General features: G+C 64.7%; 18 protein-coding genes. 6 read left to right on the top strand and 12 right to left on the bottom strand.

Features of this window, described 5'->3' with window-relative positions:
• The first annotated feature begins 10 nt into the window (after window positions 1-10).
• From G7079_RS12970 to G7079_RS12960, 3 genes are all read left to right on the top strand, one after another.
• Window positions 11-1330 carry a tryptophan--tRNA ligase gene (locus G7079_RS12970; RefSeq protein ID WP_166057707.1) on the top strand — a complete coding sequence of 440 codons (1320 nt, stop codon included), beginning with the start codon at window positions 11-13 and terminating at the stop codon, window positions 1328-1330.
• Window positions 1327-1656 carry a hypothetical protein gene (locus G7079_RS12965; RefSeq protein ID WP_240906198.1) on the top strand — a complete coding sequence of 110 codons (330 nt, stop codon included), beginning with the start codon at window positions 1327-1329 and terminating at the stop codon, window positions 1654-1656. The genes G7079_RS12970 and G7079_RS12965 overlap by 4 nt, the downstream gene beginning before the upstream one ends.
• A 75-nt stretch (window positions 1657-1731) precedes the next feature.
• Window positions 1732-2811 carry a sensor domain-containing diguanylate cyclase gene (locus G7079_RS12960; RefSeq protein WP_166057706.1) on the top strand — a complete coding sequence of 360 codons (1080 nt, stop codon included), beginning with the start codon at window positions 1732-1734 and terminating at the stop codon, window positions 2809-2811.
• Window positions 2812-2824: 13 nt separating this feature from the next.
• On the opposite strand, the gene G7079_RS12955 is transcribed toward G7079_RS12960, so the two are convergent.
• The 6 genes from G7079_RS12955 to G7079_RS12930 form a co-directional block, all read right to left on the bottom strand.
• Window positions 2825-3211: a VOC family protein gene (locus tag G7079_RS12955; RefSeq protein ID WP_166057705.1), complete on the bottom strand. Its 387-nt coding sequence runs from the start codon at window positions 3209-3211 to the stop codon at window positions 2825-2827.
• Complete coding sequence (locus G7079_RS12950) at window positions 3208-3579, bottom strand: glyoxalase superfamily protein (protein ID WP_166057704.1); 372 nt, start codon at window positions 3577-3579, stop codon at window positions 3208-3210. Before G7079_RS12950 ends, G7079_RS12955 begins: the two co-directional genes overlap by 4 nt.
• 2 nt (window positions 3580-3581) lie before the next feature.
• A complete protein-coding gene (locus G7079_RS12945; protein WP_166057703.1) occupies window positions 3582-4904 on the bottom strand; it encodes a dihydrolipoamide acetyltransferase family protein in 1323 nt (440 codons plus the stop codon).
• A 10-nt stretch (window positions 4905-4914) separates the two neighbouring features.
• Entirely contained in the window at window positions 4915-5901 is a 987-nt protein-coding gene (locus tag G7079_RS12940) for an alpha-ketoacid dehydrogenase subunit beta (protein ID WP_166057701.1), read from the bottom strand.
• Window positions 5898-6971, bottom strand: a complete 1074-nt coding sequence (pdhA, locus tag G7079_RS12935) for a pyruvate dehydrogenase (acetyl-transferring) E1 component subunit alpha (RefSeq protein ID WP_166057700.1) — start codon at window positions 6969-6971, stop codon at window positions 5898-5900. Before pdhA ends, G7079_RS12940 begins: the two co-directional genes overlap by 4 nt.
• A 135-nt stretch (window positions 6972-7106) precedes the next feature.
• Complete coding sequence (locus G7079_RS12930) at window positions 7107-10454, bottom strand: lamin tail domain-containing protein (protein ID WP_166057699.1); 3348 nt, start codon at window positions 10452-10454, stop codon at window positions 7107-7109.
• Window positions 10455-10584: 130 nt separating this feature from the next.
• On the opposite strand from G7079_RS12930, the gene G7079_RS12925 reads away from it, so the two are divergent.
• Together G7079_RS12925 and G7079_RS12920 are read left to right on the top strand one after the other, a co-directional pair.
• Complete coding sequence (locus tag G7079_RS12925; RefSeq protein ID WP_166057698.1) at window positions 10585-11469, top strand: tryptophan 2,3-dioxygenase family protein; 885 nt, start codon at window positions 10585-10587, stop codon at window positions 11467-11469.
• Between the two features lie 146 nt (window positions 11470-11615).
• Complete coding sequence (locus tag G7079_RS12920) at window positions 11616-13148, top strand: oligopeptide:H+ symporter (RefSeq protein ID WP_166057697.1); 1533 nt, start codon at window positions 11616-11618, stop codon at window positions 13146-13148.
• 70 nt (window positions 13149-13218) lie between these two features.
• On the opposite strand, the gene G7079_RS12915 is transcribed toward G7079_RS12920, so the two are convergent.
• The 6 genes from G7079_RS12915 to G7079_RS12890 are packed head-to-tail and all read right to left on the bottom strand — an operon-like array spanning window position 13219 to window position 20410.
• A complete protein-coding gene (locus tag G7079_RS12915) occupies window positions 13219-15024 on the bottom strand; it encodes an MFS transporter (protein ID WP_166057696.1) in 1806 nt (601 codons plus the stop codon).
• Window positions 15025-15063: 39 nt separating this feature from the next.
• Complete coding sequence (locus G7079_RS12910; protein WP_166057695.1) at window positions 15064-16176, bottom strand: N-acetylglucosamine-6-phosphate deacetylase; 1113 nt, start codon at window positions 16174-16176, stop codon at window positions 15064-15066.
• On the bottom strand, window positions 16173-16949 hold the full coding sequence (locus G7079_RS12905; RefSeq protein ID WP_166057694.1) for a DeoR family transcriptional regulator: 777 nt from the start codon (window positions 16947-16949) through the stop codon (window positions 16173-16175). The genes G7079_RS12910 and G7079_RS12905 overlap by 4 nt, the downstream gene beginning before the upstream one ends.
• A gap of 30 nt (window positions 16950-16979) precedes the next feature.
• On the bottom strand, window positions 16980-18311 hold the full coding sequence (locus G7079_RS12900; RefSeq protein ID WP_166057693.1) for a D-tagatose-bisphosphate aldolase, class II, non-catalytic subunit: 1332 nt from the start codon (window positions 18309-18311) through the stop codon (window positions 16980-16982).
• Window positions 18312-18333: 22 nt separating this feature from the next.
• Window positions 18334-19272, bottom strand: a complete 939-nt coding sequence (locus G7079_RS12895; RefSeq protein ID WP_166057692.1) for an ROK family protein — start codon at window positions 19270-19272, stop codon at window positions 18334-18336.
• Window positions 19265-20410: an SIS domain-containing protein gene (locus G7079_RS12890; protein WP_166057691.1), complete on the bottom strand. Its 1146-nt coding sequence runs from the start codon at window positions 20408-20410 to the stop codon at window positions 19265-19267. Before G7079_RS12890 ends, G7079_RS12895 begins: the two co-directional genes overlap by 8 nt.
• Window positions 20411-20819: 409 nt before the next feature.
• Between G7079_RS12890 and G7079_RS12885 the strand changes: the two genes are divergently transcribed.
• Window positions 20820-24098 carry a TIM-barrel domain-containing protein gene (locus tag G7079_RS12885; protein WP_166057956.1) on the top strand — a complete coding sequence of 1093 codons (3279 nt, stop codon included), beginning with the start codon at window positions 20820-20822 and terminating at the stop codon, window positions 24096-24098.
• Window positions 24099-24262: the final 164 nt, after the last annotated feature.

Genomic DNA, 24262 nt, shown 5'->3' with positions numbered 1-24262 from the left:
GCCGTCCCGCATGAGCAAGACCCGCGTCCTCACCGGCATCACCACCTCCGGCACCCCGCACCTCGGCAATTACGCCGGCGCAATCCGCCCAGCGATCGTCGCCAGTCGCGCACCGAACGTGGAGAGTTATTACTTCCTCGCCGACTACCACGCGCTGATCAAGGTGCAGGAACCGGCACGGGTGCAGCGCAGCACGCTGGAAATCGCCGCCACATGGTTGGCCTGTGGGCTGGATATCGAGAAGAACTGGTTCTATCGCCAAAGCGATATCCCCGAGATCCCCGAGCTCACCTGGCTGCTGACCTGCGTGGCCGGCAAGGGCCTGCTCAACCGCGCGCATGCCTACAAGGCGGCGGTGGACCGCAACCGTGCCGAAGGCGAGGACGACGATGCCGGCATCAGCGCCGGCCTGTTCATGTACCCGGTGCTGATGGCCGCGGACATCCTGATCTTCAATGCGCAGAAGGTCCCGGTGGGCCGCGACCAGGTGCAGCACATCGAGATGGCGCGCGATTTCGGCCAGCGCTTCAACCATCTGTACGGCGAGCACTTCACCTTGCCCGAGGCGGTCATCGAGGAGCAGGTCGCCACCTTGCCGGGCCTGGACGGCCGCAAGATGAGCAAGAGCTATGACAACACCATCCCGCTGTTCGCCCCGCGCGACGAGTTGAAGAAGCTGATCGCCGGCATCCTCACCGATTCGCGCGCGCCGAGTGAACCGAAGGACACCGACGGCTCCGCGCTGTTCCAGCTGTACCAGGCGTTCTCCAGCAAGGACGAAACCGCCGCGTTCGCGCAGGCCTTCGCCGACGGCATCGGTTGGGGCGATGCCAAGCAGCAATTGTTCGAGCGCATCGATGCCGAAGTCGCGCCGATGCGCGAAAAGTACGAAGCGCTGATGGCCAAGCCGGCCGAGATCGAGGCGATCCTGCGCGATGGCGCGGCGCGCCTGCGGGCGCAACACGCCACGCCGACCCTGCAGCGTTTGCGCGAAGCGGTGGGCCTGCGCGACCTGTCGCAAGTCGCGGTCGGTGCGAAGCCGGCCGCGAAGAAGGAAGCGAGCACGACGGTACCGACCTTCAAGCAATACCGCGATACCGACGGCAAGTTCTATTTCAAGCTGATGCAGGGCGAGCGCGTCTTGTTGCAGAGCACCGGTTTCGCCTCGCCGCGCGATGCGGGGCAGCGCATCGCGGCGATCAAGCAAGGCGAGATCGGCGACGGTGCGAGTGATTTCGCGCTGGGCGAAGGTGTCAGCGACGAGGAAGTGAACGCCGCGCTGGCGGCCTTCGTCGCCGCGCAGCTGGAAGGCGAAGGCCGCCACGCATGAACGACGTGGCGGGCCTGCCGGCATTGGCGTTGATCTTGTTCACACCCTGGTTCCTGATCCTGGCGGTGCTGTACTGGCTGTACCCGCGTCAGCCGCGCAACACGTGCCGCCGCGGGTTCGACATCGCCGCACTGACGCTGGCGTTCGTCGGCTGCCTGCTCAGCCTGCACTGGAGCTTCGGCTACGCGGATCGCAGTTACGGCCACCTGTGGCCGCAGATCCTGGCCACATCGGTCGGCTACGGCGTGTTCTTGCTGGTACTGACCGTTGCGTTCTTCCTGCGCAGGCGCCTGTTCCAGGCATTCGGGGCGTCTGTTCGACCCTGATCCGGAATGTGAAGACCGACCTGCCCGGGTTTCTGGCATAGTCGCGCCAACCACGGGCTGGATTCGCGGTTCCCAATGCCAAACGTTCTGGAAATCGAACGCGGCCGGCAGGATGCACTTGACCGCTTGTTCATCGTCGATACCCGTGCGGAAGACGCGTACGACGATATCGCCAGGCTCGCACAGATGCTGTGCGGGACACCCATCGCGTTGGTGTCGCTGGTGGATCGCGACCGCCAGTGGTTCAAGGCGCGCGTGGGCACCCTGCTGGAATGGATCCCGCGCGAGATCTCGTTCTGCGACCACACCATCCGCGATCCGTCGTCGGTCATGCAGGTGCATGACGCCCGCCTCGACGACCGCTTCCACGACAACCCGCTGGTAAAAGGCGAGCCGTACGCACGTGCCTATGCCGGGGCACCGATCGTCACCCGCGATGGCCACGCGATCGGTGCGGTGTGCGTGGTGGACTATGAGCCGCGCCGACTCAACGAGGCGCAAGTGACCGGCTTGCAGGCCCTCGCTCGGCAAGTGACGTTCCTGCTCGACGTTCGCGCCTTCCTACAGGAGGAGCGCGAACGGCATGTGCAGAGCGAGGACATGACGCGCCAGTTGCTGGACGACCGCAGCCAGCTGCAGCGGCAGAACCACGACCTCATGGAGCGCGTGCTGCACGATCCATTGACCGGCTTGCTCAACCGGGCCGGCATGCAGGCATTGCGTGACTCGCCGGAATTCATGGCGCGCATCGAGGATGGCGCGTACTGCCTGGCGCTGGCCGACGTGGACCATTTCAAACGCATCAACGACACCTACGGCCACACCATTGGCGACGAAGTCCTGCGCGCGGTGGCGGCCATCGTCCGCGATTGCCTGCGTGGGGGCGACCATGCCGGCCGCTATGGCGGGGAGGAGTTCATCGTGCTGTTCCCGCAGACGCGTATTGCGGACGCCATGCGGATGGCCGAACGGATCCGCAAGCGAGTAGCCGCAATGCGGCTGCCCTGCCAGGTCACGCTTTCGATCGGATTGGTGGAAGGGCGCCGGTGCCTGGAATCGCGGCTGATCGCATTGGCACGGGCCGACCGCGCGCTGTACGAAGCCAAGCGCAATGGCCGCAATCGGGTCTCAGTGGGCGAAGCGCTGATCGGTTGACCGGCCCTGCCGTTCAGTTCCACTCGCGCGGCGCTGCGCCGCGCTCGGGATACTTCATCTTGACCACGCAGAAACGCTGTCCGGTCGGCGCTTCCAACACCCACCAGCGTTTGACGAAGGCGATTTTTTTCGCGCCCAGCTTTTCTAGCCGATCCGCTTCGGCATCCACGTCGTCGGTTTCGATATCCAGGTGCACGCGCGAAGGGTGCGCGACCTTTTGCACCTCGATATGCAGGTCGCCGGGCGTATCGCCCAGCATCTGGTACTCGGCGGTCGCGTCGCCGGCATCGTGGTTGGCGATGCTGCAGCCCAGCGCCTGCGACCAGAAATCGGCGGCGGCATCCAGGTCGTCGGTGTTGCAGTCGATGATGAAGCCGGACAGGCGGCTGCGATGGCTCATGGCGGATCCTTGGCGGGAATCGGCTGCCCGAACTGCAGCAGGAAGCCGTTGCAGTCGTAGATGGCGAATTCGCGCATGCCATAGCCGAAATCTTCGATCGGGTAGCAGATGCGCGCAATGTCCTGCAATCGCGCCCACCACGCATCGACATCGTCGCAATGCAGGTAGAGCGAGCCGGTGAAGGCGGGCGCGGCATCGCCTTCATGCGCATTGAAGGCCGACAGCATCAGTTCGATGCCGTCGCGCTGCAGCGACGCCGAGGAATCGCTGCCATCGAAGTCGGCCTCGAAGCCGAGCACGTCGCGGTACCACGCCACGGATGCCAGTACATCCGGCACCCGGAGCATCGGTACCAATGCGCGCAGCATGCTCAGCTCGGTTGGGCGAGATCGTCCAGCAGCGCTGCCAGGAAACGCGCTGCTTCGCCGCCGGTGCAGGCGCGGTGGTCGAAGGTCAGCGAGATCGGCATGCGCCGGTGCACCTCGATGCCGCCCATCACCGCGACCACGTCGTGCGACAGCTTGCCGGCGCCAACGATGGCCACGCACGGTGGCACCACGACGGGCGTTGCATAGCGGCCGGCGAACATGCCGAAATTCGACAGCGAAATCGTGTAGCCGCTGAGTTCGCCGGACGGGATCGAGCGATCCTCGACCTGCGCGCGCAGGCGCTTGATCGCGGCGCGCACGCCGCCGGCATCCAGCATGTCGGCATTGCGCAGCGCGGGCACGAACAAGCCGTCGTCGGTGTCCACTGCAATGCCGATGTCCACGTGCGGATGCAGGGTGCGGGTGAGGTTGGCGCCGTCGAACCAGGCGTTCAATGCCGGCACGGTCTTGCATGCAACGACAATCGCGCGGACAAGACGCGCGGTGATGTCCTGGCGACCGCTCCATGCGTGCAGGTCGGCATCATCGACCAAGGTGGTCGGCACGACTTGTGCATGTGCGTCTGCCATCACGCGCGCCATGTTGCGGCGCACGCCTTTCAATTGTTCCGGCTGGCCGGTTGCGGCCACGCCCGGCGGCTGGGTGCGCATCGGCTTGCCGGATTGCGACAGCGTGCTGCGCGATGCCGGTGCAGGCGCCGCGACTGACGCGGCGGCGACCTGTGCGCCGGTGCGTGCGGGCGCGGCACCAGGTTTGGCCGAGCCATCGGCGGCGGCGCGCTTCACATCGTCCATCGATACCGTGCCGTCGGCGCCACTCGGCGCGACACGGGCGATATCGACGCCGAGCTTGCGCGCCATCGCGCGCACCGCCGGCATCGCCTTGACGCCGCCGACTGCAACCGCGGCCTGCGTGACCACCGCATCGCCGACCTGCATCGCGCCGACCACGGTGCCGGCATCGCCATCCGCCTTGGCGGCAGGTGCGGCGGCAGGTTTCGATTCCTCGTGCGTCGGCCCGTGGTGATGGCCGGTGTCCTGGCCTTCCGCGCGCTGCGGTAGCGAGGCATCGACCTCGAATTCCGCCAGCATGGTGCCGGTGACGATGATGTCGCCTGCGGCGCCAGCGAGTTTCAGCACCTTGCCGCTCACGGGCGAAGGCACGTCGACAACGGCCTTGGCGGTTTCCATCGAGACCAGGTTGTCGTCCAGGCGGATCACGTCGCCTTCCTTGACGTACCACTCGACGATGGTCGCGTCCGGCAGGCCTTCGCCGAGGTCGGGCAACAGGAATTTCTTCGACATGCGGGCTCCTTTAGGAATGCGCCATCGCGCGCTTGGCGGCGGCGATGACCTTGTCGGTGCTCGGCAGGTATTTCATTTCCAGCCGGAACAGCGGGATGTGGGTGTCGTAGCCGGTGACGCGCTCGACCGGGGCGACCAGGTCGAACATGCATTCCTCGGCGCAACGCGCGGCGATCTCGGCGCCGAAGCCGGCGGTCTTCGCCGCTTCGTGCACGATCACGCAGCGGCCGGTTTTCGCAATCGACTCGGCGATGGTGGCGAAATCCAGCGGCTTGAGCGTGGCGACGTCGATCACTTCCGCGCTGATGCCATCGGCGGCGAGTTTCTCCGCGGCTTCCAGCGTTTCCTTGACCTGCGCGCCCCACGTGACCAGCGTCACGTCGCTGCCATCACGCAGCACGTAGCAGACATCCAGCGGCAGCGCTTCGCCATCGTCCGGTACGAGCTCCTTGTACTGCCGATAGATGCGCTTGGGTTCCATGTAGATCACCGGATCCGGGTCGCGGATCGCGGCCAGCAACAGGCCGTAGGCACGCTGCGGCGAGGACGGCATCACCACGCGCAGGCCGGGCACGTTGGTGAAGATCGATTCGTTGGCCTCGGAATGATGTTCCGGTGCGCGGATGCCACCGCCCCAGGGCACACGCAGCACCATCGGGCAGGTCAAGCGGCCGCGGGTGCGGTATCGCATGCGCGCGGCGTGACAGACGATGAAATCCACCATCGGGTACATGAAGCCGTCGAACTGCGCTTCGGCCACGGGCTTCATGCCTTGGCTGGCCATGCCAACGGTGAGGCCGGCGATGGTGGTTTCATCCAGCGGAGTGTCGAGGATGCGTTCTGTACCGAAGGTCGCCGACAAACCGGCGGTGGCGCGGAACACGCCGCCGTTGACGCCGACGTCCTCGCCCAGTACGACCACGCTTGGGTCGTTGCGCAATTCGTAGGCCAGTGCCTGGGTGATCGCTTCGATCAATGCAATGGGTTGGTCGCTCATGCGCGCTTCTCCGCGGCGATGGCCTGTTCGCGTTGCGCCATCACGTCCGCCGGCATGTCGCCGTACAGGTAATCGAACATCGCCTCCACCGGCTGCACCGGGGTTTCCAGGTAGGCGTTGATCTCGACATCGACCATCTTGCCGCATTCCTCGATCCAGGCTTTTTCCTGTTCCTCGTCCCACAGTTTGTTGTCGGTGAGGAACTTGCGCAGGCGCAGGAAGGGTTCCTTCAGCCATGCGGCTTTCACTTCTTCCTCGCCACGATAACGACGCGCGTCATCGGCGGTAGTGTGGTCGTGCAGGCGATAGGTCATGAATTCGATCACGCTGCCGCCTTCGCCGTTGCGTGCGCGTTCGTGGGCGCGACGCAGGGCTTCGAGCACGGCGACCAGGTCGTTGCCGTCCACCTGAAGGCAGTGTAGGCCGCCGGCCAGGCCCTTCTGCGCCAGTGTCTGCGCGCCAGTTTGCGCCTTGCGCGGCACGCTGATCGCCCAGCCGTTGTTGATCACGCACAGCACCACGGGCAGCGAATAGGCACCGGCGGAATTCACCGCGGCGTAGAAATCGGTCTTGGAGGAGCCGCCATCGCCGCAGGTCGCGACCGCCACCCGCTTCTCGCCCCGCAGCTTGAATGCCAGTGCGGCACCGGAGGCCATCAGGCACTGGGTGGAGATCGGCACGCACCACGGGTAGTCGTTGCGCGGGCCTTCGAAATCGTTGCCGCGTTCGTCGCCGCCCCAGTACATCAGCACCTCGCGCGGGCGCACGCCGCGCATGAACTGCGCGCCGTATTCGCGGTAGCTGGGAGCGAACACGTCTTCCGGCTGCATCGAGGCGCCGATGCCGACATGGGTGGCCTCATGCCCCAGGCAGGCCGCATACGTGCCCAGCTTGCCGGTGCGCTGCAGGGCGATGGCCTTGGTGTCGAAGGTGCGCACGAACAGCATCTGTTTGAACAAGGGCAACAGCGCTGCCGCGTCTGGCACCGCCGGTGGCAACGGCGCGGCAAGGGTGCCGTCCGGCTTGAGGTATTGCAGGTATTCGATTTCGAAACTGGCCGCCAAGGTCATGCGTGTTCCCGGTCTGCGAATGTTTCGAATGATACGGTTTGCGGGTGAATGGGGCGTTGCGCGGTGCGGCAAACGCGCAAAAGAAAGCCCGGCTGCGGGCCGGGCTTTCTGGACAATGCCGTTTAGCGGATGAACTCAGCGGCCGCTGACGATGGTTCCCTGGTAGCTGGCGTTGTTATTGCCCGATGCGGGGTCGCCGGTCGATGCGCCCGCACTCAAACTGAGCGTCAGGTCGGGGTTGGCGCGGCCACGAACCGGGATGCGGATGGTGGAAGTGAAATTCGCGCTTGCGCCTGCTGCGAGCGTCTGGCTGGATGCGCAGTTCAGTTCGAAATCACTACCGATCGCGAAGGTGTTGCACGTCCAGCCCGAAGGAGGGGTGACCCTCACGTTGCTGGCGGGCGCATTGCCGCGCAGCACAACGGAAGGTTGCGAAGCGGGATTCGGGCCCGAATTCGAGATTGAGAAGGTGAAATTTTGAACCGTGCCGGTATGCAGGGCCGTGGATGGTCCGGACAGGCTAGCCGACAAATCCGCTGAGGGTGCGGACAGCTTGATCGACAGGCGCACCGGGTCATGGTCGGATGTGCGCACCGGCAAGTTGGTGGTCATGTTGTATGGAGCATTGAACACTTTCTGCTGGTTCGTGCGGAAATCCGAATTGACGCGCGCGTGATCCACGCTGATGTCGTCGATCGAGGTGTCCGCCAGCAGCGACTGGTTGAACAACACATGGTCGAGCGCCTGGTTGATGCTGTCGAAATTGTACGAGTACCGTTCTTCCGGGTCGGCGATGAAGTTGTACGTGTCGTCCTCGTCCACCACCAGTCCATTGGCCGGGGTGAGCGGGCTGGTGTACGGCAGCAGCACTTCCGCATCCGGCGCGGGATGGCCGGTGGTAATGCCCATCGCGTCCACGTAACCGTCATTGAAACCGAACGAATTGAAGTCGCCCACGAGAACGACCTTCTCTCCCGCGCTGGTACCAGTCAGGTTGCCGACCTGGGCGTCCTTGACGAGCTGTGCCAGCTCGTAGGCCTGTTCGGCACGTTTGGCCCGTGACTGTGCGCCGTAGTCCTTGTAGCCGAGAGGGCTCGAAGCCACATTGGTATTGTCGCCCAAGGCCTTCTGGTGCACCACGATCACCGTGATCGGGTACTGACGGCCGTCCGCGAAGTTGACGACGGCCTTCAGGCGCAACGGTGGGCGGTCGTTCAACAGTTTGGTGCTTTCATGCGTCGGATTCGCGACATGGTCGGTGAACGGGTAGGGGCGTAGCTTGGCCGCATCGGTTGGATCCGCCAGCATCTGCAAGGTGCCTGCACCGTGCTGCTGCACGTACTGGATGCCGGCGGCAGGGTCCACGTCCTGCAATTGCACGCGCGGGGCGCTGCCCACGCTGGCGGTCTTGACCAGGAAGCCGAGGCTCTGGTCACCGGTGCCCAGCATGTACGCCACGTAGTTCGGCGCACTTGCGCAGTTGGCATTGATGTAGTCGGCCAATGGCTGCAAGGCTTCGATCGCGCCACCCGGATTGCCATCCACCTCGACCGTACCCAGGATGTCGGGGGTCTTCAGCCAGTCGCAGATCACCGCGCCCGCCTTGGCGATGCGGTCACTCAATGTGCCGTATTCGGACACGCTTCCGCTGCCGAACCATTCCAGGTTGTAGCCGGCGATGGTGACGTCGTCCGCGCCCTGTGCCATCACTGGTGCCGGCAGGCCGGACGTGATGCCGATCTGCGCCGGATCGTAGTAGATCTGCCAGGAATTCTCCGCGGTGCTGGCACCGTAGTAGGTCAGGGTGCCATAGACATTGCTCACGGTGCCGCGCGCATCGACCTGCTGTGGGAAGCCGGTCGCCGGGTACAGCTTGATGCGTTCCTGGTTGGCGTCGAAGTACACCGGGGAGAACGCCCGCGGGAAAGCGTAGTTGTCGAAGATGCTGACGCCTGCCTCGCGCATCGGGCGTTGCACGCCATCCACCACGATTTCGAATTCGTTCGCGGTGCTGGAGCCGGTGAAGCGGGTCGGCGAGATGATCCTGCCGGAGGCGATGTGGACGTACATGCCTTCGAGATTTTCCAGCACATCCGGCGTCAGCAGCGCCGCACTGAAATCCGCGGCGGTCAGTTCCTTCGCCGCGGGCAGCGGGGCATCACCGACATCCACGATGTTGGACGCGGCTCCGAACTGGGTGACCGGGAAGGTATTGGGAACCGGCAGGTATTCGATCACCGGGCCAGTGACTTGCACCACGTCGCCTACGCCCATGCCCGACGGCAGGGGATTGAACACCAAGATGCCGTCCGAAGTGGCCGGGTTGCCGTCGTCGCGGGCAGGGAGGGAACCACTGGGAGCCGCGAGGGACTGGATATAGAAACTGTTGCTGCGAACCAGGGTTACCACGCCCTCGGTGGTCAGCTCTTGGCCTGCGAATGGGGACGCGGTGCCACTGCCCTGGATCTGGTTGATCGGGGTGATGATCACGCCGTCGTCGTTCTGGATGGTGCCCAGGCCGCTGGCATCGCCCACGGTGGCGCCAACGATGTTGCTGAGGGTGACATTGAAGCTTTGGTTGACTTCCGCCACGGTATCGCCGTTCACGGTGACGGTGAAGGTGTAGCTGGTCGATCCCGCCGGGATGGTCTGGGAGGTCAGGCTACTGGCGACGTAATCGTTGTCGGCGGTGGTCGCGGTGCCGTCGCTGGTGGCGATGTCGAAGGTCACCCCGCCTGCCGGCGCCGGGGCGCTCAGGCTGACAGTGAAGGTGAACGTCGAAGTGCCGCTGTTGCCTTCGGCCTGGGTGACGTCGTCGATGCTGATGGCTGGAACGCCGCCGCTGCAGGTTATTGGGGTGCTGCCGCTATTTCGCGGGCTCGGGGGTGATATCCGCTCGAAATCAGCACCGTTTCCCGTGTATGCATTCGCACCAGTATCGGTGCAGCCATTGTCCAGGCGCCGAGCGGACTGATTGTTGGTCAAGGCCGTAGTCGTGCCGGCACATGTACTGGCCGCGCCATAGCCAGCAATGTCCACAATGCTCGCATTCGATGGACATGCAACGGCATCCAGCGTCGTCGAATTCTTGACCAGGGCCACCTTCCCCGCACCACCACCCATGGCGATGGTGCCGGTGGTGTCAGGGGCTGCCAGGGCGGTTCCGGCGTTGTCGCCGCCAGTGCCGTCAGCTTCCTTGATGAGGTAGTAACCGCCCGGTTGGATGGTGCCGCTTAGTGAGGTCTTGTTCGACCAACTGGTACCCGTGGCAGACGCATATGCCACGTGCCAACCAGTCAGATCCACGGGCGCGCTGCCGTTGTTGTGCAATTCGATGAAATCGCTTTTCAACGTGGCGCCACTGTTGCCACCGCCACCGTAAACTTGGCTGATGACGATGGATTGCGCCTGCGCCGCGCCAGCGGCCAACGCAAGCGAAACGGAAATAGCCAGCGCACAGCGCCGGCGAGCAAGACGAGTCATTCACAGCCCCCAGAGATATTGAAGGCCCCAACACAGGCCCGAACCCGCATCTTTACCCAAATTCGTGACAAATGCATGGCGCATTGCAGCGTCCGCCCGCGCGGGGCATCCGGCATGCGAAAATCCACGCATGGGCATCGAAAACAACCAGCGCGACCTCGAATCCGGCATCCACACCGACCTGAATGGGCGGCTGACCTATGGCGGCTACCTGCGGCTGGATCAGTTGTTGTCCGCGCAGCAACCGTTGTCGAGCCCGCCGCACCACGACGAGATGCTGTTCATCATCCAGCACCAGACCAGCGAGCTGTGGCTGAAACTGCTGATCCATGAGCTGACGGCCGCTGTCGGCCACTTGCATAACGACCGGGTCTGGCAGTTCGGCAAGGCGGTGGCGCGTTGCAAGCGGGTGCTCGACCAGTTGACTTCGCAATGGTCGGTGCTGGAAACACTGACGCCATCGGAATACATGGAATTCCGCGACATCCTGGGCCCTTCGTCAGGCTTCCAGTCGTTGCAATACCGCACCGTCGAATTCCTGATGGGCAACAAGAACGCGGCGATGCTGAAGGTGTTCGCCCACGATGCCGCCGGCCATGCCGCGCTGGAAGCAGTGCTGCGCGCGCCCAGCCTGTATGACGAATTCCTGCGCTACCTCGCCCGCTGGGGCCATGTCGTGCCGGACGCGCACTTGCAGCGCGACTGGTCGCAGTCGCATGTGCTGGACGAGGCGCTGGTGCCGGTGTTCGAGCGCATCTACGAGGACACCACTCGCTACTGGCGCGAATACGCGCTGTGCGAAGACCTGGTCGATCTGGAAACCCAGTTCCAGTTGTGGCGGTTCCGGCACATGCGCACGGTGCAGAGGATCATCGGCTTCAAGCCCGGCACTGGCGGATCCAGTGGCGTGGCGTTCCTGCGCAAGGCGCTGGAACTGACGTTCTTCCCGGAACTGTTCGAGGTGCGTACGGCGATTGGCCCTGGCCGCGACTACGGCAAGCCCGCCGGCGCCTGAGCCCAAGGCTGCTGCATTGCAGCAGTTGTCCTGAATGCGCAAGGTTTGACGTGGCGACGCCCGGTCGGTGATCCTCCCCCGGTTCCGCGTCAGGCGCGGTGCGTGTTCCGACTTCCTTTCAACGAATCACAGACGGGGGAAACCGCATGAGCGGTGCCGCAGATCTTTCCAACCCGGCGAACCCGCCGGACTATCCGCAACTGATGGGCCATCCGCGCCCGTTGTGGATGCTGTTCATGGCGGAATTCTGGGAACGCTTCGCGTTCTACGGCATCCGCTGGGCGATGGTGCTCTACATCGTCGCGCAGTTCCACGGCGGCGACGCTTCCGGCGAGAAACCGGCCAGCGAGCTCTACGGCGCTTACCTGGCGCTGGTCTATGCCGGCGCGATCTTCGGCGGCTTCATCGCCGACAAGCTGATCGGCCACCAGCGTTCGATCTTGTTGGGCGCCATCATCATGGCGTCGGGCCTGTTCCTGCTGGCGATGCCCTCGGAAACGATGTTCAAGCTGGGCCTGGCCACGATCATCGTCGGCAACGGCCTGTTCAAGCCGATCATCTCCACCCTGGTCGGCAAGATCTACGCGCCGAACGACGATCGCCGCGATTCGGGCTTCACCATCTTCTACATGGGCATCAACATGGGCGCACTGTTGGCCCCGCTGATCACCCAATACCTGGCCAAGAAGATCTTCGGCATCGAGGACACGCCGGCCTACAAGGTGGTGTTCATCGCCGCCGGCATCGGCATGTTGCTGAGCCTGGTGTGGTTCTGGTTCGGCCGCCGCCAGCTGAAGGGCGTGGGCCTGCCGGCCGCGCACCAGGAAGGCATGCGCAACGTGTCGCTGGTGCTGCTGGGCGGCGTGCTGATCGGCGTGCCGGTGTTCTACACGCTGCTGACCATCGATGCCACGCTGCTGCAGTACATCCTGATGGCGCTGTTCGTGGTGCCGGCGGTGATGCTGCTGCGCGAAGGCATGCGCGAAGGTGCCGTGCCGCGCGACAAGGTGTTGGCGATGCTGACCATCTTCGTGTTCAACGTGCTGTTCTGGATGTTCTTCGAACAGGCCGGCAGTTCGTTCAACTTCCTCGCCGAGAAGATCGTCAATCGCGACATCGGCATGCAGGGCCTGTTCCAGGCGCTGGCCGGTACCAATGACTTCCCGGTGTCCTGGTTCCAGTCGGTGAACTCAGTGGCGATCATCGCGTTGGCGCCGGTGCTGGCCTGGCTGTGGGTGAAGATGGGCAAGAACAACCCGATCATCCCGCGCAAGTTCGGCCTGGGCCTGGTCTTCAACGGCCTGGCCTTCCTGCTGTTGATGGTCGCGTTGTCCAGCATGGTCGACGGTGCCGGCAAGATCCCGTTCTGGACGCTGTTCATGGTCTACGTGATCCAGTCGGTCGGCGAGCTGTGCCTGTCGCCGATCGGATTGTCGATGACGACCAAGCTGGCCCCGGCCAAGTTGACCGGTTTCGCGATGGGTTGCTGGTTCCTGTCGATCGCCATCGGCAACAACCTGGCCGGCATCTTCGCCGGCAAGGTCAGCGGCGAAGGTGGCATGACCGTTGAATCCGCGCATGCCGGTTATACCTTCGGCTTCTACGCGCTGGTGGGTTCGGGTGTGGTGCTGTTCCTGATCGCGCCGCTGATCCAGAGGTGGATGCACGGCGTGAAGTAAGCGTCGCGTATCGGCACAAAAAAACGGCGACCGATGTCGCCGTTTTTTTTTGACGCGGATCAGGCCGCAGTCAGCGGAAGTGCGCTTCGATCTGCTCCAGCGTCTTGCCCTTGGTCTCCGGCAGCAGGAAGGTGGCGACCAGGAAATACACCACGGTGCAGCCGGCCCAGAAGAAGAACATGCTGGCATAGCCGTGGCGGCCGACCATCGGCAGGAACACCGCGGCGATCGAAGTGGAGACGAACTGGTTGATCAGCAGGGCGATGCTCATGCCGTTGGAGCGGATGCGCGTCGGCATCAGTTCCGACAGCGCCAGCCACACGCACACGCCGGGCCCCACCGCGAAGAACGCGACGAAGAACAGGATGCACACCGTCACCGCCCAACCATGTGCGGGCGAGGGCACGGCACCGAGGTCGGCGCGTTCCAGCACCAGCGGCGCCTGCGCGGCGCTGGCCGGATCCGCGAACGGGTTGAGGTGCAGGCTGCGGAAGAAGCGGCCGATCACGCTGTCCGGCTGCACCGTGTCTTCGCGGCGGATGTTCAGTTCAGGCGTGCCGGCGGCATCGCTGCGCAACGAGCGCACATTGCTGAAACCGCCGTAGCGATAAGCCACGGTGAGCTGCTGCGGCTGGGCGGGGTCGGTCACGCCGAGGCGCTGCCATTGCGCGGCATCGAGCTTGAGGGTGAGGCCGTCGCCTTCGACCTGCTGCACCAGCGCAGGGCGCACATCGGTTTGATTGCGCTCGGCTTGCACGAACAAGGTGGCCATCGCCAGCAGCGCCAGCACGATGCCGCCGCTACCCAGCATCAACAGGAACTTGCGGCCCTTGCGATCCACCAGGATCAGCGCGACCACGGTCATCAGCGCGTTGACCACCTTCACCGTGACATCGCCCCAGTTGGCGACGGAACCGGGCAGGCCGGCATGGTTGAGGATGTTGACCACGTAGGCCAGGATCGAATTCATGCCGGTCGCCTGCGTGCAGGCCAGGATGATGCAGGCGAGCAGGAACGGCTTCACGTAGCGACGGCTGAGCAAGCTGTCGCGCGGGTGCGTGCCCGAATTGTCGGCATCCGATTGCGCCTGCATTTCCTGCAAGGTCGGCTCTACCTGCGCCGCAGGCAGGGTGCGTTGCAGCGCGGTCTTGGCCTGCGCGATGCGGCCACGCTTGGCCAGCCAGCGCGGCGACTCGCTCAACAGCAGGGTGCCGGCGGTGAAGACCAGGCCCGGCAGCAGGCAGCTCCAGAAGATGGTGCGCCAGGCCTGGTCCTTGACCTCGTACAGGATGCGCTGCTGGTCGGCCTCGGCGAGTTGCCGCACGGATTCGGTGGCGGCATCCACCACATGCGCCTGGTACAGGCCGATGATCGCGGCCACGACCAAACCGATGGTGAGCAGCAACTGGAACATCGCCATGCCGCGGCCGCGGCGTTCCGGACTGAGCACTTCCGCCAGGTAAAGCGGCACCGCGACGCCGATCAGGCCACCGCTCACGCCTTGCAGCAACCGGCCCAGCAATAGCGGCCAATAGCCGGAGGCCAACGCCATGATCGGGATGCTGGCGGTGAACAGCGCGCCGCTGAGGAACATCACGTTGCGCCGGCCGATCAGGTCGGACAGCGCGCCGGCGAACAATGCGGAGAGCACGCTGCCCAACAACACGGCGGCGACCACGAAGCTGAGTTGCTGCGTGCTCAGGTGCCAGCTCGCGCTCGCAGTGGCCTCGAGATACGGCAACGCGCCGGCGATGATGCCCAGGTCGATGCCGTACAGCAGCCCCCCCATGCCGGCGATGAACAGCAGATAGCGGATCTGCCAGCGCGGATCGCCACGTTCGGCATGCGGGAGGATCGCGGCGGAAGCCTGGCTCATCGTGACGTTCCTGTGGTTGTGGGTGGCGCGTTGTGGTGATCAGTGCAGCGCGATCTGTTCGCCTTCGACGAACACCTGCTGCACTTGCAATTCGTGATCGAGCACGACGATGTCGGCCCACGCGTTCGCCTGCAATCGGCCGCGGTCGGCAAGACCGAGGTAATCCGCCGGATAGCGCGAAAGTCGATTGGAGGCATCGGCCAGGTCCAGGCCGATCGAGACCAGGTTGCGCAGTGCCTGGTCCATGGTCAGCGCGCTGCCCGCCAGCGAAGAGCCATCGGCCAGCCGTACGCAGCCCAGGCATTTGTGGACGCGCTGCGAACCCAGTGCGTATTCGCCGTCCGGCATGTCGGTGGCGGCGGTGGCATCGGTGATGCAGTACAGCCGCGGGATCGCGCGGATCGCGGCGCGGATTGCGCCCGGATGCACATGCTGCAGGTCGGGGATCAGTTCGGCGTATTCGCCATGTGCGAGTGCCGCAGCGGCGATGCCGGGCTCGCGATGGTTCATACCGGTCATGCCGTTGAACAAATGGGTGAAGCCGGCGGCACCGGCTTGCAGTGCGGCCACGCCATCGTCGTAGCTGCCGGCGCTATGGCCGAGTTGCACGCGGATGCCCAACGCCGTGAGCGCGGGAATCAGCGTGGTGTGTTCGCCGATTTCCGGCGCGAGCGTCAGCACCTTGATCGGCGCGATGGCGAGCAGGCGTTCGACTTGCGCCAGCGTGGCTTCGACCACCAGCGGTGGCTGCGCGCCCAATCGCTCGATGCTGAAATAGGGGCCTTCCAGGTGCACGCCGAGCATGCGCGCGCTGCCGGGTGCGCGCGATTCGATTGCTGCCGCCAGTCCTTGCAGCGCGTGGACGATCTCATCCTCGCCCGCGGTCATGGTGGTGCCGAGCATCGCCGTGGTGCCGTGCCGTGCATGCGTGCGCGCTACCGTCCGTGCGGCATCGCCGCCATCCATGATGTCGACGCCGGAAGCACCGTGCACATGCAGGTCGATGAAGCCGGGCAGGATCCACGGGGCTTCATCGTCCACTGCATCGTCGGTGGTGCGGATCTCGAGCACGTGGTCGTCGAACACGATCTCGCCTTGCGCCACGCCGGCTGGCGTGAGGATGCGTCCGCGCAGGCTGCGTGGCGCGCTCATGCCGGCGATCCGGCGATGATCACTTCGATGCCGAGTTTCTGCAGGCCTTCGCGGTATTCGGCATTGATGCCGTCGTCGGTGATGATGGTGTGGACGGATTCCAGTCGCGCGATGCGGTGCAGGCTGACTTTTCCGAACTTGGACGAATCGGTGAGCACCACGATCCGCCGCGCGCGTTCGACCATGCGATGGTTGAGGCTGGCTTCGGGTTCATGGTGGGTGGTCAGGCCGAACTGCAGGTCGAGGCCATCCACGCCGAGGAAAAGCGTGTCGAAGCTGTAGCTGCCGAGGCTGGCTTCGGCCTGGCTGCCATGCAGCGACAGCGAAGCATGGTGCAAGGTGCCGCCGGTCATCAGCAGCTTCACGCCGGGCGCCGCCGCCAGTTCCCAGGCGATGTTAAGGCCATTGGTCATCACCGTGACGTCGCGCTGCACGCGCAGGTGACGCGCCAATGCCATGGTGGTGGAGCCGGAGTCCAGGATGATGTTGTCGCCGGGTTTCACCAGCTGCGCCGCCTGCGCGCCGATGGTTTCCTTCAGCGGCAGGTTGAGCACATCCTTTTCGTGGATGTCGTGTTCCTGCGGCGGCATCCGCTGCAGGCTGGCGCCGCCGTGGTTGCGGGTGGCCAGTCCCTGCGCTTCCAGATGGGTCAAATCCGCGCGGACGGTTACCGCCGATACGCCATAGCGATCGACCAGGTCGCCGACCTGCACGCTGCCATGCTGCAGCAGCTGCTCCATGATCTGTTGTCTGCGTTGGCGGGTATTTCGCATGGTCGGTTCGACTCGAAGAGGGAGTGGCGATTAGCGCGCGACAGCGGCGGCGCTGCGGTGTGTTTCTTTGCTCGTGCGCGCACCCGCTTGGTTGCGAGCACAGGCGCGGGCATATTCGCCGAGGCGCGCAGCGACCTTGTGGCGAATCAAGGGCAGGGGTTCGGCTTGCAGCCGGCCTTCAAGCACTTCGGCATGTTGTTCGGGCATGAACTGACTGAGCAGGATCGCGGGAATCGGTTGTTCCTGCAGGTTGCGCACCAGCGTTCCTGTCGCCGCCTGCAATTCCGGCTCGCCCCAGTAATAGCGGCAGCGGTCGCTCAAACCATAGGCGCGCAGGATGCGCAGGGTGTTGGCATCGCCGCTGTAGTGATGCTGCCAGTATTTCGGCTGCGCCAGCATGCAGCGTTCCAGCGTTTCCACCAGTTGCGAGCGTTGTTCCTGCGGCAGCAGTTCGCGTTCGATCGCGGCCAGCGCGAACAACGCTTCGCGATAGGCGAAGGTTGCGGCAGGTCCAACCTTGAGGATGGCGAAGTGGTCGCGCACGAGCGCATGCAGCGAAGCTTCGGTCTGGTAGTCGGTCGAATGCGCTTCGAACACGATGCGCGGCTGGGTTTCGACGAAATCCGACAACGCCGTTGCCGCCTTCGCGTCGTAGTGGTGGACGTTGCCGTGGTCGAAATCGACGCCGGGCTGCACCACCATCGCGATCACGCGCTCCCATGCGGGTGCGAGGTCGGGCGCGGTGAAGGCTTCACGATGGATCTCCAGCGTCTTCGCCGCGGCGTCCGGGCGCGTCACCTGCAAGCCATCGACCGAAGTTTCGCCACCCGGCACCGGCACTTCGGTGCCGATCACGTAGACGGGCGGCGGCAGTCCGGCCTCGGCGGCGGTACGTTCGGCGATCCGCGCCAGTTCAGCCGAACGCGCGGCGACGATTTCGTCCGGCAGCGGCAACGGATCATCGGCGCAGGACATGCTGCAGTCCAGGTGGATCTTGTGGAAACCCGCGGCCACGTATTCGGCGATCAGCACGCGCGCATTCGCCATCGCCTCGGCGGCCGGCAGTTTCTGCCAGGCATTCGGACCCAGGTGATCGCCGCCCAGGATCAGCCGTTCGCGCGGGAAGCCTTGCGCATCGGCAAGCGCGAGCACGTAGTCGCGGTACTGCGGTGGAGTCATGCCGGTGTAACCGCCGAACTGGTCGACCTGGTTGGAAGTCGCTTCGATCAACAACGGCGTGTCGTAGTACAAGGCAACGTCCATCGCGGCGCGCAGCACCTGTTCGTTGCTGCAGCACACGCTGTACAGGCCGGTGTTCTCGCCTTGGCGATGGGCAGCGATGATCGATTGCACGGCGGACAAGGCGATGGTCTCCGGGAAACAGTCAGTGGGCTTGGCGCGCGAGCAAGGCGGCGCCGCGTGCACCACCGGCGTCGCCGAATTTCGGCGGCAGGATCGGCGGCACGCGCACGCCGCGGAACAGATGGGTTTCGATGGCCGCGGGCAATGCGCTGTACAGCGCTTCGTATTTCGACAGGCCGCCGCCGATCACGATCACGTGCGGATCCACCACCATCACCAGGCTGGCGAAGGCATGGCCGAGCAGGTCGAGGTGGATGTCGAGTGCGCGTTGCGCGGTGGCATCGCCGGCCTGCGCCGCTGCAATGGTGGTGGCGGCTGCAGCGGACGCACCGCCGAGATGCCGATGCAGCGCGGCCATGCCGCTGCCGGAGACGTAACGCTCCACGCATCCACGCAGGCCGCAGCCGCAGTCGAGCAGCGGCAAGTCGTACTTCGCCAGCAGGGTGGCCGGAATCGTCCAATGCCCCCATTCGCCGGCGATGCCGTTGCCGCCCGCGACCAGGCGACCTTCGACGCAATAGCCGCCGCCGGCGCCGGTGCCCAGGATTGCGCCGTACATGCTGGGATAGCCCTCGGCCGCGCCGCCATGCGCTTCCGACAAGGCGAAGCATTGCAGGTCGTTGCCCAGTTGCAGCGGGCGTTGCAGTCGCGCCTGCAAATCGCTGCCGACGTGCTTGCCGGTCAATGCCGGCACATTGGCGCTGAGCTGCCGCCCAGTGGCGCGATCGCGCACGCCGGGCAGGCCGATGCCAATGCTTTCGCAGAACGCACCAGTCGTGGCATCGGCATTCGCGACCAAGGCCTGCACCGCGTCGAGGAAAGCGCCGTAATCGTGTTGCGGCGTGTCGATGCGTTGCCGATGGACGATCTGCAGCGACGCATCACAAGCTACCAGCTCGATCTTGCTGCCACCGATATCGATGCCGTAGCAAATTCCGCTGGTGGCGTTGTGCTCAGCCATGTTGATGGATGGTGACGCCTTGCACGACGCGATTGACGGTGCCGTCCGGGAATGGATTGTCCGGCGTCAGGCCGAGTGCCGCCGAACGATACAGTGCATAACGCTGGGCGAAAGTCAGCCACAACGGCGCAAGCCAGGCATCGGGCAATGCGGGTGCGGCCAAGGGAAAGTCATCGTCCGCCTGCGGGCCAACCGACACCACGCGCCCGGCCACGCCGTCGCGGCGCAGTTCATCCAGAAGATCCTGCTCGTAGCGGCGCGACAGCGGCTGCGCACTACGCAACATCACCACCAGCGTCTCGGCATCCAGCAATGATTTCGGGCCATGGCGGAAACCCAGTGGGGTTTCGGCGAAGGCGGGCACGCGGCCAGCGGTGAGTTCCAGCAATTTCAGCGCGGCTTCGTGCGCAGCGGCTTCCAGCGGGCCGCTGCCTAGATAGATCACGCGTGCGTACGGCTGTTGCGCCAATGCATGCACGCCGGTATCCCATTGCGACAGAGCCTGTTCGCCCAGGGCGGCAAGACTGCGCAACTGTTGCAGCCGCTGCACCCAGGGTGCGTCATCGAATACCGCCAATGCGGCCAGCGTCATGCAGGTGAGGCTGCTGGTCATCGCGAAGGCGCGGTCGCAACTGGCCGGCGGCATCAGCAGGGTGTGGGTATCGGCGCGGTCGCGACCCAGTCGTGCCAGTTCGCCTTCGGCGTTGCAGGTGATGTCGAGGAACCGCGTTTCGTCCACCGAATCGCGCACCAGCTGCACTGCCGCCACGCTTTCCGGGCTGGAGCCGCTGCGGCCGAAGGAGACCAACAAGGTCGGCCGATCCCGCTGCAGATACAGCTGCGGATGCGTCAGCAGGCTGGTGGTGTGCAGCGCACGTACGTCAGCGGCGCAGCGTGCGGCGATCTGATCCGCGACAAGGTCGGCGATGAAACCGGAGCTGCCGGCGCCGGTGAAGATCACCCGCGCGCCGGGCCGCTGCAGCCATTCGCCGAGGAAGGCATCGAGCTGCGTTTGCGTCCGTTCCAGCGAATCCGCGAGCTCAGCCCACAGTGCCGGCTGCTGGGCGATTTCTTCGGCGGTGTGCTGTCCGCCAAGGCGCTGCCAGGCGGACACGTCGGGTAGCAATGGGGTATGCATTCGCGATTCCTGTGAGGCAGAAGCAAGATCGGACTTTTCTTTCGAAATGTCAAATATAGAAAGATTATGGAAAGTTAACGAACTATCCATCACTCGAGAATATTTATGCGTTATCGCCCAATCTCGGATTGCGTTTCGACGGAAACCGACGCAGGGCAAGAGCTTCACAACAACCTGAATGCGTTGTTTAGAAAGTGGTGCTCTGCAGCAACTTTCTTTTATTGCGAAAAACCTTCATTTTTCTTTTCAATTAATTGACTTTTTTCAAATCGCTGCCCTAGAGTCGACTGCAATGGTTTCGATCCCTGTCAGATGACGGGTTGGGGGCAAGGTGACATCACGCGTCCGGGGGCTTCGCGCTTCGCTACTCGCACTGGCTTGCGGCTGCCTGTTGGCGGCCACGCCGGCGATGGCCGAGAGCGTGGGCAACCTGCGTGCGATCACCCCAGCGCCTTCGGCGGAAGGCGTGCCCGGCTGGGACATCCAGACCGACAACGGCACTCGCCTGCGCATCGACCTGCTGCGTGCGGACACCCTGCGGGTGCGGGCCGGGCGCAACGGCAAGCTGGTGCCGGCCAGTGACAAGGCCGCACCGATCGTGCTGCCACAAGCGGCGGCGAAGGTCGCGTTCGATGTCGAAGAAGACGCGAACGAGCTGCGCATCCACACCGACGCGCTGGTGCTGCACATCCAGCGTCAGCCGCTGCGCCTGGCGCTGGAGCGCATCGAAGCGGGCAAGGCGATTCCACTGTGGCGCGAGCTGCAGCCGCTCGACCTGGCAAAGGCGCAAAGCGTGCAGGTGCTGTCCAGCGAGGCGAGCGAACAGTTCTACGGCGGCGGCCAGCAGAACGGGCGTTTCGCATTCAAGGGCCGCGAAGTGCCGATCTCCTATTCCGGCGGTTGGGAAGAAGGCGACCGCCCCAGCCCGGCGCCGATGCTGCTCAGCTCGCGCGGCTGGGGCATGTTGCGCAACACCTGGAGCGATGGCGATTACGACCTACGCCAGGCGGATGCCGCCACCCTGTTGCACAACGAAGACCGTTTCGATGCCTACTACTTCGTCGGCAACGGCCTGACTGCGCTGCTCGATCGCTACACCGCGCTGACCGGTCGCGCCGGGTTGTTGCCGCGTTGGGCGTATTCCTACGGCGACGCCGATTGCTACAACGACGGCGACAACAAGAAGAAACCCGGTACCGTGCCCGCCGGCTGGAGCGACGGCCCCACCGGCACAACCCCGGACGTGATCGAGTCCGTGGCGAAGAAGTACCGCGAATTCGACATGCCCGGCGGCTGGATCCTGCCGAACGATGGTTACGGCTGTGGTTACACCGACCTGCCGAAGGTGGTGCAGGGATTGGCGAAATACGGCTTCCGCACCGGGCTGTGGACCGAGAACGGCGTCGACAAGATCGCCTGGGAAGTCGGTACTGCGGGCACCCGCGTGCAGAAGCTGGACGTGGCGTGGACCGGCAAGGGCTACCAGTTCGCGATGGACGCCAATCAGTCGGCCTACAACGGCATCCTGCACAACTCGGACTCGCGCCCGTTCCTGTGGACGGTGATGGGCTGGGCCGGCATGCAGCGTTACGCGGTGGAGTGGACCGGCGACCAGAGCGGCAGCTGGGATTACATCCGCTGGCATATCCCGACGTTGATCGGTTCCGGCTTGTCCGGTTATGCGTATGCGACCGGCGACGTCGACGGCATCTTCGGCGGCAGCGCCGAGACCTACACCCGCGACCTGCAATGGAAGGCGTTCACCCCGGTGCTGATGGGCATGTCCGGCTGGTCGGCGAATTCGCGCAAACACCCATGGGCATTCGACGAACCGTATCGCAGCATCAACCGCGATTACCTGAAGTTGAAGATGCGCCTCACCCCGTACATGTACGGCTTGGCGCGCGATGCCGCGCAGACCGGCACGCCGATCGTGCGCGGCCTGATGTGGGATTACCCGCAGGATCCGCAGGCGCAGACCGAGGCGCACAAGTACCAGTTCCTGCTCGGCCGCGACCTGCTGGTCGCGCCGGTGTATCGCAGCCAGGCCGCCAGCCGCGGCTGGCGTCGCGACATCCACCTGCCACAAGGCCGCTGGTTCGATTACTGGGATGGGCGTCAACTCACCGCAGAGGTGCAAGGCCGCGATCTCGACCTGCAGGTTCAACTCGCCACGCTGCCGCTGTTCGTGCGCGCTGGCGCGATCCTGCCGATGTATCCGTCGATGCTGTTCGATGGCGAAAAGCCGCTCGATGAAGTCACCTTCGACCTGTATCCGCAGGGCGAATCGCAGTACACCCTGTACGAAGACGACGGCAACACGCGCAAGTACGAGCAGGGCGAATCCAGCGAACAAACGATCCACGTGAGCGCACCCGAGCAGGGTAGTGGCAGCGTTGCGGTACGCATCGATGCGGTGAAGGGCGGCTATGCCGGTCAGTTGCCGCAGCGTCGTTATGCGCTGCGCGTGTTGAGCCGCACGTCGCCGGAGGCAGTCGAACTCGATGGGCGCGCGCTGCCGAAGCTGGCCGACAAGGCTGCCTTCGACGCGGCGAATGAAGGCTGGTATTTCGATGCCGGCGAACGCAAGGGCAGCGTGCATGTGCGCACCGCGCCGATGGATATCCGAAACGCACTCGCCTTCCGCCTCGATATTCCCGCCGCGAAGGTCGCCGTCGACGATGTATTCCCGGCCGCGCCGGAACTCGGCCGCAGCTTGCCGGCCGACAGCCTGCTGGTGGTGAATCGCCCGGCCGAAGAGCCCGGGCATCCGCTGGAGAACGCGTTCGACGATGACGCTTCCACCTGGTTCCGCAGCGTGCGCAACCAGGCGGTGCGCACCGGTGCGCACGAATGGACGGTCGGTTTCGGTGATCGCAAGTTGATCGACGGCATCGAGATCGCACCGCGCAACGACAAGAACTGGAAACACGGCCAGATCCGCGATTACGAGGTCTACCTGGCCGACAGCAATGGCGAATGGGGCAAGCCCGTCGCAACCGGCCGCCTGAAGCTGGAACAGGGCACGCAGACCATCACGTTCGCTCCGCACGCCGGCCGCCTGCTGCGCTTCCGCGTGCTCAGCGTGCAGAACCCCGAAGGCGATGGCGCCAGCAGCGCCGATCCGATGGTCACTGCGGCGCAGGGCGGTGCGCGTGCGGTCGATGCGCTGCAGCCGCGCGACGTGGGGCCGATCGCGCTGTCCACTTTCCACATCCTCGAACACCAGGCCGACGAGCGCCCGCAACAGCAGCGCTACCTGTCCGAATTGCCGATGCCCGAGTCGTTGGCTGGCAAGGTCGCGCGCGATCGCGCCTTCGGTGGCGCCACCGAGATGCGCATGAACGGCCTGCTGTTCCGTCGCGGCCTGGGCGTCGGCGCGGATAGCCGCATCGACATGAATCTCGGTGGCGGTTGGAAGTTGTTGCGCGCCGACCTCGGCGTTGACGACAGCTGCCGCAGCCACGGTGGCCTGCAGTTCCAGGTCTGGGGTGATGACCGCCTGCTCTACGACAGCGGCCTGGTGCAGGCCCCGGGCGTGGTCAAGCCCGAACTCGATGTCCGCGGCGTGCGCCGCCTCAGCCTGCGCACGCTGGGTGCGCAGTCCGCGCAGGGATGCGGCAATTGGGCCAATGCGGCCTTGATCGGGCGGGAAGGCGACATCGCGGAATGGGCGAATCAACCGTGAACCGGCATTCGAACGGGCTTCCGACGACCGGCGAGAAGTTGGGATTCCTCCGGACGACCCATCAATTGCATTCAGTGGAAACAGCAATGAAAGAACCATCGCGACGAGTCGGATAACGCGATCAATCCTGCGGAAGCGTCGTGCGCTATCCGCCGAGTACCAAC

The organism is Thermomonas sp. HDW16 (assembly GCF_011302915.1).
Classification (GTDB): domain Bacteria; phylum Pseudomonadota; class Gammaproteobacteria; order Xanthomonadales; family Xanthomonadaceae; genus Thermomonas.
The sequence above is the reverse complement of the archived record's forward strand: the minus strand, read 5'-3'. Positions and strand labels throughout refer to the sequence as shown.